The organism is Peribacillus muralis (genome assembly GCF_001645685.2).
Classification (GTDB): Bacteria; Bacillota; Bacilli; order Bacillales; family DSM-1321; genus Peribacillus; species Peribacillus muralis_A.
Genome location: NZ_CP017080.1, coordinates 3,223,979 through 3,238,261, shown reverse-complemented (window position 1 = coordinate 3,238,261; position 14,283 = coordinate 3,223,979). Strand labels below are relative to the sequence as shown.

Annotated in this window: 16 protein-coding genes; all 16 read left to right on the top strand. The window is 45.0% G+C overall.

Going from position 1 to position 14,283, the window contains the following annotated elements; genetic code table 11:
* Positions 1 to 33 precede the first annotated feature (33 nt).
* Positions 34 to 600, top strand: a complete 567-nt coding sequence (locus ABE28_RS15770) for a LemA family protein (protein WP_064463563.1) — start codon at positions 34 to 36, stop codon at positions 598 to 600.
* Positions 600 to 1,373: a TPM domain-containing protein gene (locus ABE28_RS15765; RefSeq protein WP_064463561.1), complete on the top strand. Its 774-nt coding sequence runs from the start codon at positions 600 to 602 to the stop codon at positions 1,371 to 1,373. Before ABE28_RS15770 ends, ABE28_RS15765 begins: the two co-directional genes overlap by 1 nt.
* A gap of 185 nt (positions 1,374 to 1,558) precedes the next feature.
* Positions 1,559 to 2,017, top strand: coding sequence for a PRC-barrel domain-containing protein (locus ABE28_RS15760; RefSeq protein WP_064463724.1), 459 nt, complete (start codon positions 1,559 to 1,561; stop codon positions 2,015 to 2,017).
* Positions 2,018 to 2,034: 17 nt separating this feature from the next.
* The gene (locus tag ABE28_RS15755) at positions 2,035 to 2,223 is read left to right on the top strand and encodes a hypothetical protein (RefSeq protein WP_064463723.1); all 189 of its coding nucleotides are present in this window, start codon (positions 2,035 to 2,037) and stop codon (positions 2,221 to 2,223) included.
* A 229-nt stretch (positions 2,224 to 2,452) separates the two neighbouring features.
* A complete protein-coding gene (locus tag ABE28_RS15750; RefSeq protein ID WP_064463559.1) occupies positions 2,453 to 3,529 on the top strand; it encodes an AI-2E family transporter in 1,077 nt (358 codons plus the stop codon).
* A 441-nt stretch (positions 3,530 to 3,970) separates the two neighbouring features.
* Positions 3,971 to 6,607: an alanine--tRNA ligase gene (alaS, locus tag ABE28_RS15745; protein WP_064463557.1), complete on the top strand. Its 2,637-nt coding sequence runs from the start codon at positions 3,971 to 3,973 to the stop codon at positions 6,605 to 6,607.
* A 66-nt stretch (positions 6,608 to 6,673) separates the two neighbouring features.
* Complete coding sequence (locus ABE28_RS15740) at positions 6,674 to 6,943, top strand: IreB family regulatory phosphoprotein (protein ID WP_064463722.1); 270 nt, start codon at positions 6,674 to 6,676, stop codon at positions 6,941 to 6,943.
* Positions 6,943 to 7,368, top strand: coding sequence for a Holliday junction resolvase RuvX (gene ruvX / locus ABE28_RS15735; RefSeq protein ID WP_064463555.1), 426 nt, complete (start codon positions 6,943 to 6,945; stop codon positions 7,366 to 7,368). Before ABE28_RS15740 ends, ruvX begins: the two co-directional genes overlap by 1 nt.
* An 11-nt stretch (positions 7,369 to 7,379) precedes the next feature.
* Positions 7,380 to 7,670, top strand: coding sequence for a DUF1292 domain-containing protein (locus tag ABE28_RS15730; RefSeq protein ID WP_034308630.1), 291 nt, complete (start codon positions 7,380 to 7,382; stop codon positions 7,668 to 7,670).
* Between the two features lie 229 nt (positions 7,671 to 7,899).
* Entirely contained in the window at positions 7,900 to 8,055 is a 156-nt protein-coding gene (locus ABE28_RS25120; RefSeq protein WP_156775795.1) for a hypothetical protein, read from the top strand.
* 518 nt (positions 8,056 to 8,573) lie between these two features.
* The gene (gene mltG / locus ABE28_RS15725) at positions 8,574 to 9,716 is read left to right on the top strand and encodes an endolytic transglycosylase MltG (protein ID WP_064463554.1); all 1,143 of its coding nucleotides are present in this window, start codon (positions 8,574 to 8,576) and stop codon (positions 9,714 to 9,716) included.
* A 259-nt stretch (positions 9,717 to 9,975) separates the two neighbouring features.
* A complete protein-coding gene (locus tag ABE28_RS15720; protein WP_257390605.1) occupies positions 9,976 to 10,632 on the top strand; it encodes an O-methyltransferase in 657 nt (218 codons plus the stop codon).
* Positions 10,629 to 11,558, top strand: a complete 930-nt coding sequence (locus ABE28_RS15715; protein WP_064463550.1) for a peptidase U32 family protein — start codon at positions 10,629 to 10,631, stop codon at positions 11,556 to 11,558. The genes ABE28_RS15720 and ABE28_RS15715 overlap by 4 nt, the downstream gene beginning before the upstream one ends.
* A 32-nt stretch (positions 11,559 to 11,590) precedes the next feature.
* On the top strand, positions 11,591 to 12,862 hold the full coding sequence (locus ABE28_RS15710; RefSeq protein WP_064463548.1) for a peptidase U32 family protein: 1,272 nt from the start codon (positions 11,591 to 11,593) through the stop codon (positions 12,860 to 12,862).
* A gap of 1 nt (position 12,863) precedes the next feature.
* Entirely contained in the window at positions 12,864 to 13,502 is a 639-nt protein-coding gene (udk, locus tag ABE28_RS15705) for a uridine kinase (RefSeq protein ID WP_064463546.1), read from the top strand.
* A gap of 290 nt (positions 13,503 to 13,792) precedes the next feature.
* Entirely contained in the window at positions 13,793 to 14,269 is a 477-nt protein-coding gene (gene greA / locus ABE28_RS15700; protein WP_064463544.1) for a transcription elongation factor GreA, read from the top strand.
* Positions 14,270 to 14,283 lie beyond the last annotated feature (14 nt).

Below are 14,283 nucleotides of genomic sequence, written 5' to 3'. Positions count from 1 at the left end.
TATAACTGATATGAATGAGCAGGGGGGACCAGGATGAAAAAAGGATGGATCATAGGAATAGTCGTTGTCGTTTTGCTTGTAATATATGGGGCAAGCTCATACAACGGCCTTGTCAGTGCCAATGAAGACGTCGACAATAAGTGGTCACAGGTGGATAACCAATTGAAGCGGAGGGCGGATTTGATTCCAAATCTCGTCGAAACGGTAAAGGGATATGCGAAGCACGAAACGGAAGCCATTAAAGCGGTCAGTGATGCTCGTTCGAAGCTTGCCGGAGCCAATACTACAGAAGATGCAATACAAGCTGATCAACAGCTGAGCGGGGCTTTAAGCCGTCTTTTAGTTGTCGTTGAGAACTATCCCGATTTAAAGGCAAATGAGAATTTCAAGGGACTTATGGGCAGCCTGGAGGGGACGGAGAACCGTCTGACGGTGGCACGAAAAGACTATAATGATGAAGTCACAACATATAATAAGACGATCAAACGCTTTCCGAAGAACTTGATGGCGGGCGCATTCGGGTTCGAGACGAAGCCGTATTTTGAAGTGACCGACCAAGAAAAAGAAACGCCAAAGGTTGATTTCGGGAGCGATAAATAATGAAAAGACTCGCTGTGTTTGCGCTATTCTTCATTTTCACGTTACAATTTGCAAACGTAGTCGCAGCACAACCTAACATCCCGGCACCCGTTGGGGATATCTATGTCCAAGACTTTGCCGGAGTGCTTGATGATCAGGAAAAATCCGAGCTGAACGAACTTGGAAAACGCTTGGATGATGCAACGAAAGCGCAGATTTCCGTATTGACCGTGGATTCAATGGAAGGATCCGAGATCGAAGAGTACTCGGTTGCGGCATTGAGGTCATTCAAGCTTGGAGATGCTGAGCTGAACAATGGCGTCCTCATCGTATTTGCCAAGGAAGAGAAGAAGATCCGCATTGAAGTGGGGTATGGTCTGGAAGGGGCCATTACCGATATAAGATCTGGACAGATTTTGGACAATATCGCCATTCCAGAGCTGAAGGAAGGGAAGTATGATTCTGCACTGACTGAAACCTACAAGGCCGTCTATAACGATGTCACGAAAGAATATGATTTAGGCGACGAGTTTCAGCAAGATCTTTCCGTTCAGCCAGAGCCAGATACCTTTCAGCCATCCGGGATACAGATTTTTCTCATTATCCTTGTCATCGTCATCGTGTTCATCCTCGATGCCAAATTCTTTAAAGGCTTTTTCCTGCAAACGCTGCTGAATATCCTCTTGATATTCATCAGTCGTGGAGGAGGCGGCGGCGGTGGCCGGGGCGGAGGCGGCCCGCGCGGAGGCGGCGGAGGAAGCTCCGGTGGCGGAGGCTCCAGCAGAGGTTGGTAAGGAAGTAAAGGGATATGGAAATGTGAAGCACCCCAATCGTTGGACATACCGACGAATTGGGGTGCTTTTTTTCATGATGTGTCATCAAGATTATGTGTAACCCCAAACGAGAATGGAAAACCTTTCAGCACATCTATTTTCAAGCTGAAAGAAATAATAATAATGTTCGGAAAGGCGGGATGACCTTGCGGACGTTTTCTTTATTGAAAGGGATGCCGGTTTTTACCATATCAGGAGAACGAATCGGCACCGTCCATGATTTATCAATTTCAGAATCGGGTCAGGTAATCGGCTTGGTCATTCATCAGCAAGCATTGTTCAAGAGAGCCTTCCATTTGCAATTAACCGACATAACTTCTTACGGGCAAGACGGGATCGTCATCAAGCTCAAAGATTCAGCCGCAAAAAAAATGCCCGAGGATACACTTTGCTTCACGAAGGACGAGTTATTGGGGCGGATGCTTTTTTCAGAAATGGGCGAGGAGCTTGGTTTACTGCAGGATGTATATTTCAAGGAAAAAATGGGCACGATTATAGCGTATGAAACAACGGATGGGTTTTTCTCGGAGTCGACAGTGATCCAATCAAAACAGCCGCCTACGTTTGGGAAGGATACCATCATTGTTTCAGTTTATGAACAGTGAGGTGTCCAATCTTGGAAATTAAATGTCCGAATTGCCGCAGTAAAGATGTGGGGAAAATCGGTGTAAACCAATATTATTGTTGGAATTGTTTTATTGAAATGTCCTTGTCCGAAGGAATCATCAATACTCACCAGGTCGAGGAAGATGGAAGTTTAAGCTCATTGGACGATTTGTTTGAGGAAAATGACCGCCGCTTCAGTATGTAATTATCGGAAGAGGTGTTTGCAATGGCTAGACGTTCACGCAATGGACTCATGAGTTTCGGTTCGGACATGATGAACTCGAAGATGCTCAAACGAAGCATGAAGAAGGTCCGTAAAAGATTAAAGTCATTATTATAACGTGTGGCTAGGGTGTCCTTATCACAGGGCACTCTTTTTTCATGTATGAAAACGAGCTGCCTTTCGAAGAATAAACGAGCGGGAGGTTTTAGGTGTGAGTATTCGTGTAAAGTGGTTTTATCGCCTCGGTTTTTTATTGCTCTTATTCTTCGTCGTTTATATTTTCATGAAACTTGAACCCCTGTGGGGACCGATTGTCACCGTATGCATAACAGTCCTGACCCCTTTTTTGATCGGCGCGTTCATCAGTTACTTGCTGCATCCGGTCGTCGAATATTTAAAGGGAAAAGGAATGCGTCGCTGGCTTTCGATTACGATCATTTATTTGTTATTTTTCGGCGGTATCGGCTTTGCCGTGTATAAAGGGATACCGGTGATGGTCAGTCAGGTTAGGGAGCTTTCCGAAAGCGTGCCGGAACTGGTTGAACAGTACCGGAGCCGGATCGATAAGCTTAATCATCAAACCGCGGCCTGGCCATTCGGAATTCATGAAAGAGTGGAAGAAGGCATCTTCCTATTCGAGGGCTGGTTGAAGCGTATGCCCGAAAAAGCGATGGAGTATGCCGTGAAAATGATCGACTTCATCTTGCTGATTGCGCTGATCCCATTCATCGCATTTTATATACTGAAGGATTTCACCGTCTTGAAAAAAATGGCCTGGTATATGACCCCGAAAAAATGGCGTAATAGAGGACGGGCATTCGTCCGCGATGTCGATGCATCGCTTGGCAGTTATATTCGCGGGCAAATCATCGTTTGTGCCGTGATCGGCTTGTTATCCTCGCTGCTCTTTTGGATAGTCGGAATGGATTACCCGCTGTTATTGGGGGCGATCATCGGGATAACGAACGTCATACCGTACTTCGGCCCGATCATCGGCGCTATTCCTGCCGTAATAATCGCCGCGACGATTTCAGTGAAAATGGTGGTGATCGTTGCAGTCATCGTACTCGTCCTTCAATTTCTCGAAGGAAATGTCCTATCGCCGCTGATTGTCGGGAAAAGCCTGCATATGCACCCGCTATTCATCATGCTTGCCTTATTGGCCGGTGGCGAAATAGGCGGTATCATGGGGATGGTCCTGTCGATTCCCATTTTGGCTGTGCTGAAAGTTTTTGTCCTTCATGCCCGTGTTCACTTTAGAAAGAAGCCGCCCCTTATTGACAAATAAAAGTCTTGTGAATATAATCCATTACATAAGATAATTCGTTGAAGGATGAAGTATGCTGAAGTCCACCTAAAAGAGACGGGTCCCCTTGGCTGAGAGGGATCGCGAGGTGAAGAGCGGCAGAAAGCTAGTCCCGAGAGCAGCTAATACCTGCCGTCCCGCCGCGTTAAGGCTTTTATGAAGGTGATGGACATAGGATTTTCCTGCGTCCGTAATCAGGGTGGTACCGCGAGTTGACTCTCGTCCCTGTTTTTGGGATGGGGGTTTTTTGTGTGCCCAAAAATTACATAATTTTTGGCTCTTTTCGTAAAGTTTGTGAAACGATATAAGGTTGTTTGGAGCGGAGGGGAAAGCATCGCCCGCCCTCTTGAATTACAGTGCATACCTTGTTCAATAGCAACCAATTCTGCGGAAATAGCCTGATTTTTAAAGGAGGATATATATATGAAGTATTTAACTGGTGCCCAAATCCGCCAAATGTATTTAGATTTTTTTAGTGAAAAAGGCCATAACATCGAACCGAGTGCGTCATTGGTTCCTCATGAAGATCCATCATTGCTATGGATCAACTCCGGGGTGGCGACGTTAAAGAAATATTTTGATGGGCGTGTGATCCCTGAGAATCCCCGCATCACGAATGCACAGAAGGCGATTCGTACAAACGACATTGAAAACGTCGGTAAGACGGCACGTCATCATACATTTTTTGAAATGCTAGGTAACTTCTCGATTGGTGAATACTTCAAGGAAGAAGCCATCACTTGGGCATGGGAGTTTTTGACTGATGAAAAATGGATTGGGTTCGACAAGGAGAAATTAGCCGTGACCATCCATCCTGAAGATGATGAAGCATTTGAACTTTGGAATAAAAAGATCGGTGTTCCTGCAGAAAGGATCATTCGTCTTGAAGAAAATTTCTGGGATATCGGGGAAGGTCCAAGCGGTCCCAATACGGAGATTTTTTACGACCGCGGACCAGCCTATGGGGATGATCCGAATGACCCGGAATTATATCCAGGCGGGGAAAATGAACGTCATCTAGAAGTCTGGAATCTAGTGTTTTCTCAATTCAACCATAATCCGGACGGTTCTTATACTCCGCTTCCAAAGAAAAACATCGATACGGGAATGGGGCTGGAGCGCATGGCTTCCGTCGTGCAGGATGTGGCGACGAACTATGATACGGATCTATTCATGCCAATCATCCGCGCGGTCGAAGAAATCGCCGATGTGAAGTATGGTGTCGACGCAGAAAAAGACGTTGCCTTCAAGGTCATTGCCGACCATATCCGTACGGTGGCATTTGCTGTAGGGGACGGAGCTCTTCCATCAAACGAAGGCCGTGGGTATGTATTGCGCCGTTTGCTTCGCAGGGCTGTTCGATATGCCAAGCAAATCAACATCAATCGCCCGTTCATGTTCGAGCTTGTGACAGTCGTTGGTGAAATCATGAAGGACTTCTATCCTGAAGTACTCAATAATAAAGATTTCATTGCAAAAGTAATCAAAAATGAAGAGGAACGCTTCCACGAAACCCTTCATGATGGATTGGCCATTCTCTCGGAGGTCATTAAAAAGGAAAAGGAAAAAGGCGGCACGACCATACCTGGCAGTGATGCTTTCCGTTTATATGACACATATGGATTCCCAATCGAGCTAACGGAGGAATATGCCGAGGAAGAGGGCATGACGGTCGATCACGCAGGATTCGAAAAGGAAATGGATGCACAGCGTGAACGTGCTCGGTCAGCACGCCAAGATGTGGATTCAATGCAAATCCAAGGCGGAGTATTGGGCGATATTAAGATCGAAAGCGAATTTGTCGGCTATGATCAAGTTGCGGTCGATGCCAAGGTTGCCGCCATCATTAAAAATGGCGAGCTTGTCACGGAAGCACAGGAAGGGGAGGAAGTGCAGGTCATTCTGGACAAAACTCCTTTCTATGCGGAAAGCGGCGGACAAATAGCCGATAAAGGCACGATGGCTAGTGAATCCGTGAAAGTCGATGTCCACGATGTTCAAAAGGCACCGAATGGTCAAAACCTGCATCGTGTTACGGTCGTTGCCGGCACTTTAACGACAGATTCCGATATAGCTGCTGCGGTAAATCAAGAAAACCGCATCCATATCACTAAAAACCATACAGCGACACATCTGTTGCATCAGGCATTGAAGGACGTTCTCGGAACACACGTCAATCAAGCTGGTTCACTCGTACAAGCTGAACGCCTTCGCTTCGACTTCTCTCATTTCGGACAGATAACGGCCGAGGAAATAGAGCGGATCGAAACGATTGTAAATGAAAAGATCTGGCAAAGCCTTCAAGTGAATACAGATTATAAAAATATTGATGAAGCAAAAGCGATGGGAGCCATGGCCTTGTTCGGCGAAAAATACGGAAAGGTCGTACGTGTCGTTCAAATCGGCGACTATAGCCTTGAGCTTTGCGGCGGTGTACATGTCCCGAATACTGCGGTGATCGGCTTGTTCAAAATCGTCTCCGAAAGCGGCATCGGTGCAGGAACGCGCCGGATCGAGGCGGTAACGGGCGCTGGCGCCTACCAATTGATGACGGATCAAATCGGCATCTTAAAAGAGGCGGCAGCTAAATTGAAAACGAACCTGAAGGATGTCCCTGCAAGAATCGAAACGGTCTTGGCTGAGGTGAAGGATCTTCATCGTGAAAATGAAAGCCTGACTGCTAAATTAAGCAATATTGAAGCAGGAAGCCTCGTGTCCAATGTGAAAGAAATCAACGGGGTCCAAGTATTGGTGGCCAAGGTTCAAGCTACTGACATGAATAATCTGCGCGCCATGGCGGATGATTTGAAACAAAAGCTTGATTCTGTCATTATCGTATTAGGGTCGGCCCAAGGTGATAAAGTCAATTTGATTGCAGGTGTTACGAAAGATTATATCGATCGCGGCTTCCATGCAGGCAAATTGATCAAAGAAGTGGCATCCCGTTGCGGCGGCGGCGGCGGCGGCCGTCCGGATATGGCCCAAGCAGGGGGGAAAGACCCAGAAAAATTGGATGCAGCACTTAATTTTGTTGAAGAATGGGTCTTAACGATTTCATAATCCATGAAAAGTGTTGTACAATGTAGGTATTAGTGGATTTTGGACGCTGAGGAGAGGTGCATGTTAATGAGTTCCTTTGATAAAACGATGAAATTTAATTTTCCGGAAGAACCATTTGAAAGAGATGTACAACAAGTATTGTCTCAAGTTTATGTTGCCCTTCAGGAAAAAGGCTATAATCCGATCAACCAGATTGTCGGATATCTATTATCCGGTGACCCGGCTTACATCCCGCGCCATATGGATGCCCGAAACATCATCCGTAAGCTTGAACGCGACGAAATCATCGAAGAGTTGGTCAAGTCGTATCTAACGAAACACCGAGAGGATTACTAATGCGCACAATGGGTCTTGATTTAGGTTCAAAAACCATCGGCGTCGCCGTAAGCGACGCGATGGGCTGGACTGCACAAGGATTGGAAACGATCAAAATTAACGAAGCTGGAAATGACTTCGGCTTTAAACGTCTCAATGAAATCATAAAAGAGCATGAAGTTTCTAAAATCGTCCTCGGTTTACCTAAAAATATGAACGGGACTGTAGGACCGCGAGGCGAAATCAGCCAAGATTTCGCTAAGCGATTAGAAAAGAAATTCAAGCTGCCGGTGTTTCTCTGGGATGAACGGTTGACAACTATGGCAGCTGAACGTGTCCTTCTTGAGGCGGACGTGAGCCGAAGCAAACGTAAGAAAGTCATTGATAAAATGGCAGCTGTCATGATTCTGCAAGGTTTCTTGGACAGACAAACAAATTCAATATGAGGTGAATGCAAATGGAACACGGTGAAAACAACATTACAGTAGTAGATGAAAACGGAAACGAGCAGCTATGCGAAATCCTTTTCACATTCGATTCAGATAAATTCAACAAATCTTATGTCCTTTACTATCCGATGTCCGCAGAAGATGAAGAGGAAGAGATTGAAATCCACGCTTCTTCATTCGTACCGAGCGAAGACAACAAAGATGGTGAGCTTACTCCGATCGAGACAGAAGAAGAGTGGGACCTAGTCGAGGAAATGTTAAATACATTCCTGGATCAGGAAGAAGCCGAAGAAGAATAAAAAAACTGACTTGGGTTCATAGAGTGCATCCTTGATTAAGGGCATCTTAATGAAACCAGGCAACTTGAAGGAGATGCTGTCTGTATTTTGCAGGCGGCATCTTTTTTTGCTGTTTTCACATATGTCGTTGCTACTCATCAAGCAATGCGTGTAATTGATTTTTCCTCTCATGCCCAGCAATGCAAGAGGGCAGGAGATGAGCATCAAACTCTTGAATTAAGAGCCCGAATTGGCGAGTAAAGCATCAGAATTGGCGAGTAAAGCATCAAAACTCGCGAGTAAAGAGCCCGAATTGGCGAGTAAAGAGCCCAAATTCACGAATAAGGCGCCGGAACTTAAGGATAACGGCTATATTTTTGCCTATGAAGCATTCGAAAGCATATAAATTAACTGTTTTATCGAGCTTTTTCATTTATGTACCTATGAAGCCTTATCTTTTCTCTGCGAATAGAAGAATAAAAGTCGCTAAAGGTCCTAAATATAAAGAAAGCAAGAACCAATTCAACGCCGTTCTATTTTTACCTTGCGCGAGTCCGGCGTTTATGAGGGCCAGCGTCCCCCACCCGACAAAATAAGAATTATCCAATTCCTTCACACCGCCTTCCTTTTCATAATAAGCCTATTATATGATTATTCCGGTTCGTGGATGAATTGTCTACCATAAAAATGGATACGGATCATCCTTACTAAAATGCAATAGTGATCATAACGCTTTTTTTCTGTTAAAAACTCCTGGTACTGACAAAACTAGTGCGTTTTTGCCAAAAATAGAGTAATAATGAATGTAGTTTCACAAAAAACATGTAATTTTTTGTTGGTTTTAGTATAATGTTCGAAGCAAAGTCTATTAGAGAAAGCATCATCCAGAAGCCATTCTGAAGTTGGTGTGAGTTTGCAGGGGGAATGAAAATGGATGAAAAAGATCATAATTTATCTAAAAAGGAACATATCCAAATGAAATTGTTGGAACGGCAAGGAGAAGCGAGGCTCGTTCGTAAAATTATCTTGATTACGATAGCTTCGCTCATATTACTAATTGGGATTGTTGGTCTCGTCGGTTTTTTATACATAAATTCGGCCATGAAACCCGTCGATCCGGATGATGATACCATCAAAAAAGTGAAAATACCGATCGGTTCTTCCGTGAACGGAATTTCGACACTGCTTGAAGAGCAGGGAATAATCAAGGACGCGCGGGTATTCAAATATTATATTAAATTCCGCAATGAATCCGGTTTCCAGGCAGGTGAGTATAAGTTATCACCTTCCATGCCGATTGAAGATATCGTCACAAGCATCAAAACCGGGAAACTGATGAAAGAAGCGGCATTGAAGATTACAATCCCCGAGGGGAAGCAGCTTGTTCAAATTGCCGATATCATTGCCGTAAAGACAGGCCAAGACCCGAAAAAAGTCTTTAAGGAATTGAATGATAAGAAATTCGTTAAGTCCATGCAGGAGCAGTTCCCGGAGTTATTGACTTCGGAAATCGAAAATGAAAAGGTTTTATATCCGCTCGAAGGGTATCTTTTCCCGGCAACCTATGACTTCTATGAGGAAAAACCAAACCTTGAATCGATCGTCACCGAGATGCTGAAGAAAACCGAAGAGACGCTCCAAGTATATAAACCGCAGATGGAAAAGGATGATTATTCCGTGCACGAAATGCTGACCTTCGCTTCGCTAGTGGAAGAAGAGGCGACGGCGCAGGTAGATCGGGGCAAAATAGCCTCCGTCTTTTACAATCGTATCAAGGAGGACATGCCGCTTCAAACGGATCCTACCGTGCTGTATGCAAAAGGGTCCCATAAAAGCAGGGTGTATTATAAAGACCTTGAGGTGAAGTCCCCGTATAATACGTATAAGAATAAGGGGCTGCCGCCAGGACCGATTGCCAATGCTGGAGCGACATCGATCGAAGCGGCATTGAAACCGGAGAAAACGGATTTCCTATACTTCTTGGCAACACCAGAAGGCGAAGTCCTTTACTCCAAAAACTTGGATGAACATAATATTAAAAAGGCAGAACATATTTCCAATAAATAAAAGCCAGGCAACGTAGGGGGAGAGATATTACTTTCCCCTTGTTTTTATGATAGAATAGTACAAGTGAATTTTCGGATCCGTTTTATCGGTGATCAGTAACTCGGCGAATGCCGGGTTTTATTTTGAAAGATAAGGAAATGTAGGTCGTCAAGCATATTTGCTTCAGCCATCGTGATGACTTGCAGGCATCATTCGGACCTGGCATGTATAGCATGACTGACGAAGCGCTTTCGTTTTTCTTATAACTGGAGGAAACGTCTTGAACGGTAAAATAGAACAATATCTTCATTCCTTGATTCCGGATCGTACGGGGTTGATCAAGGAGATGGAAGATTTCGCATTGGAACATAACGTGCCGATCATGGAGCCGGAAGGCATTGAGGTGCTGCTTCAGATCTTAAGGCTTCATCAGCCGAAGGCGATATTGGAGGTAGGTTCCGCGATAGGTTATTCCGCCATTAGGATGGCAGAAACACTGCCCGAGGCTAAAATCGTGACGCTTGAACGCAATGAGGCTCGTATTGAGCAGGCAACAGCCAACATCAACAAAGCTGGACTTGCCAATAGGATCACTCTCATTGAAGGAGATGCCCTTGAAGCCGGGCCGAAAGTGGACGAGCATGGCCCGTTCGATATCATCTTCGTGGATGCTGCCAAGGGGCAGTATAAACGTTTCTTTGAACTGTTTGAACCATTCCTTGCTGAAACTGGAGTAATCATTACTGATAATGTATTATTTAAAGGCTTGGTCGCAGAAAACATTGAAGAAATGGAAATGACGAGACGTAAGCGAGCACTCATCAAAAAAATTAGAGACTTTAACATATGGTTACATGACCATCCTCACTTCGATACCGTCATATTGCCGATTGGAGATGGTGTAGCCATAAGTAAACATAGAGGTGACAAAAAATGAAAAAGCCTGAATTACTCGTGACCCCGACCAGCGTCACTCATCTCCGAGAGCTTATTGACGCTGGTGCTGACGCCTTCGTCATTGGCGAGCAACGCTACGCTCTTAGGCTGGCAGGGGAATTCACCCGTGAGGATGTCAAGAAAGCGATTGGGATGGTTCATGCCGCAGGCAAGAAGGTGTACGTATCCATGAACGCCATTTTCCATAATGAATTGGTGGATGAGCTTGAAGATTATGTCACGTTCCTTAAAGAAGCCGGTGCAGACCGGATTGTTTTCGGTGACCCGGCAGTCTTGATGGCAGTCCGTGCCGTTGCTCCTGACATGCCTTTGCACTGGAATACAGAGATGACGGTGACGAATTGGTACACCTGTAATTATTGGGGAAAACGCGGTGCTGTCCGTGCACTCGCTGCCCGTGAAATAAGTTTGGACGAAATAGTAGAAATGAAGGAAAATGCCGAGGTCGAGCTTGAAGTGCAGGTACACGGCATGACGTGCATATTCCAATCCAAGCGTACGCTTCTTGGAAACTACTTTGAATACCAGGGCAAGGAATTGGCCGTTGAAAATCGCCAGGAAAACAGAAACATGTTCCTGCATGATAAGGAACGTGAAAACAAATATCCAATCTATGAAGATGAAAATGGGACACATATCATGAGCCCGAACGATATGTGCATGATCGATGAACTGCAGGATTTGATTGAGGCTGAAATCGACTCGTTAAAAATCGAAGGGTTATTACAAACCCCTGAATATATAACGGCAATGACGAACCTATATCGGGAAGCGATCGATTTATGTGTAGAAGATCCCGACCGTTATGAAGATTCGAAAATGGAACTTTATGAAAAAGTCAAAGCGCTTCAGCCAATTAGCCGGGAGCTGGATACAGGATTCTTCTTCAAAGAGTCGGTTTATTAAAGAAAAGCGTACGAGAAAGAGGAGGAATAGCCTTGAATGCTATTGCTGATAAAATTTCCAGGATCATCGATGGGAAGAGAGTCATTGTTAAAAAACCTGAATTGCTGGCCCCGGCTGGCAATTTGGAAAAACTAAAAATCGCCGTCCATTATGGCGCAGATGCCGTTTTCATTGGCGGGCAGGAATATGGACTGCGCTCCAATGCGGGGAATTTCACGTTTGAGGAAATGACCGAAGGCGTCGAATTCGCGAAAAAGTACGGTGCGAAAGTATATGTTACGACCAATATCTTTGCGCACAATGAAAATATCGATGGCCTTGATGAATATTTAAAAGGTCTTCAGGAGGCTGGCGTTCATGGAATCATCGTCGCCGATCCCTTAATCATTGAAACGTGCAAAAGAGTCGCCCCGAAAGTGGAAATCCATTTGAGCACACAGCAATCACTATCAAACTGGAAGGCTGTCCAGTATTGGAAAGAGGAGGGCTTGGAGCGTGTCGTCTTGGCCCGTGAGACAAGTGCTGAAGAAATCCGTGAAATGAAGGAAAAGGTCGATATCGAAATCGAGGCCTTCGTTCATGGTGCCATGTGCATCGCCTATTCCGGACGCTGTACGCTTTCGAATCATATGACGGCACGTGACTCGAACCGCGGCGGCTGCTGCCAATCCTGCCGTTGGGATTACGATTTATACGAATTGGGTCAAGACGGTGAAAAAGCATTATTCGAAAAAGAAGATGCTCCATTCGCCATGAGCCCGAAAGACCTGAAGTTGATTGAATCACTGCCAGGGATGATCGAAATTGGCATTGATAGCTTAAAAGTCGAAGGAAGGATGAAATCGATTCACTATATTGCAACGGTAATCAGCGTCTATCGCAAGGTTATTGATGCGTATTGCGCCGATCCGGACCATTTCAAGATCAAACAAGAATGGCTGGAGGAGCTTGATAAGTGTGCGAACCGTGAGACGGCATCATCCTTCATGGAAGGGGAAATTCCTGGGTATAAACAGCAAATGTTCGGGAATCATACCGTAAAGACTCGCTTCGACTTCGCAGGTTTGGTGCTTGATTACGACGAAGAAACGCAAATCGCGACCTTGCAACAGCGTAACTTCTTCAAGCCTGGAGATGAAGTCGAGTTCTTCGGTCCGGAAATCGAGAACTTCACGCAAAAAATCGGAACGATCTGGGATGAGTCAGGCAACGAGCTGGAGGCTGCTCGCCATCCGCTTCAAATTGTCCGCATTCAAGTAGATAATCAAGTATATGTGAGCAATATGATGCGGAAGGAGAATTGACATGACAAGAAAAAAACCAGTGGTCATCGGAGTTACGGGAGGATCGGGTTCAGGTAAAACGAGTGTTACCCGTTCCATTTTTGAATTCTTTCAAGGACACTCGATCTTGATGATCGAACAAGATTATTACTATAAAGATCAAAGTCACCTGCCGTATGAAGAGCGGTTGAAAACGAATTATGATCATCCGTTGGCATTTGATAATGATTTGCTGATCGAACACCTTAACGCTTTACTGCGCTATGAAGCGATAGAAAAACCCGTTTATGATTATTCGATCCATACTCGTTCCGAGGAGGTCATCACCGTCGAACCGCAGGATGTCATCATCCTTGAAGGGATTCTGGTGCTGGAGGATGAACGCCTTCGCGACTTGATGGACATGAAGCTATATGTGGATACGGATGCAGACTTGCGGATACTCCGCCGGATGACGCGTGACATTAAAGAACGCGGCCGTTCCATAGAATCCGTCATCGATCAATATATCAGTGTCGTCCGCCCGATGCACAACCAGTTCATCGAACCAACGAAACGTTATGCCGACATCATCATTCCTGAAGGCGGACAGAACCATGTGGCGATTGACCTCATGGTGACTAAAATTCAAACAATCCTTGAACAAAAGTCTTTTTTGTAATAACATAGCATAAATAATGATAGGCGCCATTTTCCTCCGTTTTTGAAATAATCACCTTTATTTAGAGGGAAATGCTGGACAAATGTTGGAAAACGCAATACTCTATTCTTGATACAGAATGAACCGGCTGCTCACCGCAGTCGGTTCATATACTAAAGAACGGTCGTTTCTTAGTATCGGTTGTGCGTGCTTCTTGAGTCGCGCACTTATATATTTTGACTCGAGTTTTTAGGGTTAAGCAATGTATAGTACATAAACTTGGCATAAAGAATTTGAAGGAGTGAAGGGTTTTGGCAATTGAAAAAGAATATCCAATGACTAAAGAAGGTAAGTTGAAACTTGAACAGGAACTGGAACAATTAAAAACGGTTAAACGGAAAGAAGTAGTGGAGAGGATCAAGATTGCCCGCAGTTTTGGAGACCTTTCCGAGAACTCTGAGTACGATTCGGCAAAAGAGGAGCAAGCTTTCGTTGAAGGCCGTATTACAACGATTGAAAACATGATCCGGAATGCAAAAATCATCGAAGGCGATGATTCGAATACAGATACCGTTTCACTTGGGAAGTCGGTAACATTCGTGGAACTGCCAAATGGCGACGAAGAAACATACTCCATCGTAGGAAGCGTTGAAGCGGACCCGTTTGAAGGGAAAATCTCCAACGATTCGCCGATCGCGAAAAGCCTGATGGGAAAAAGGGTTGGCGATAAAGTCTCGATCCAAACACCTGGCGGCGAAATGAGCGTCAAGATCGTATCCATCAGTTAATCCAAAGTACAGAT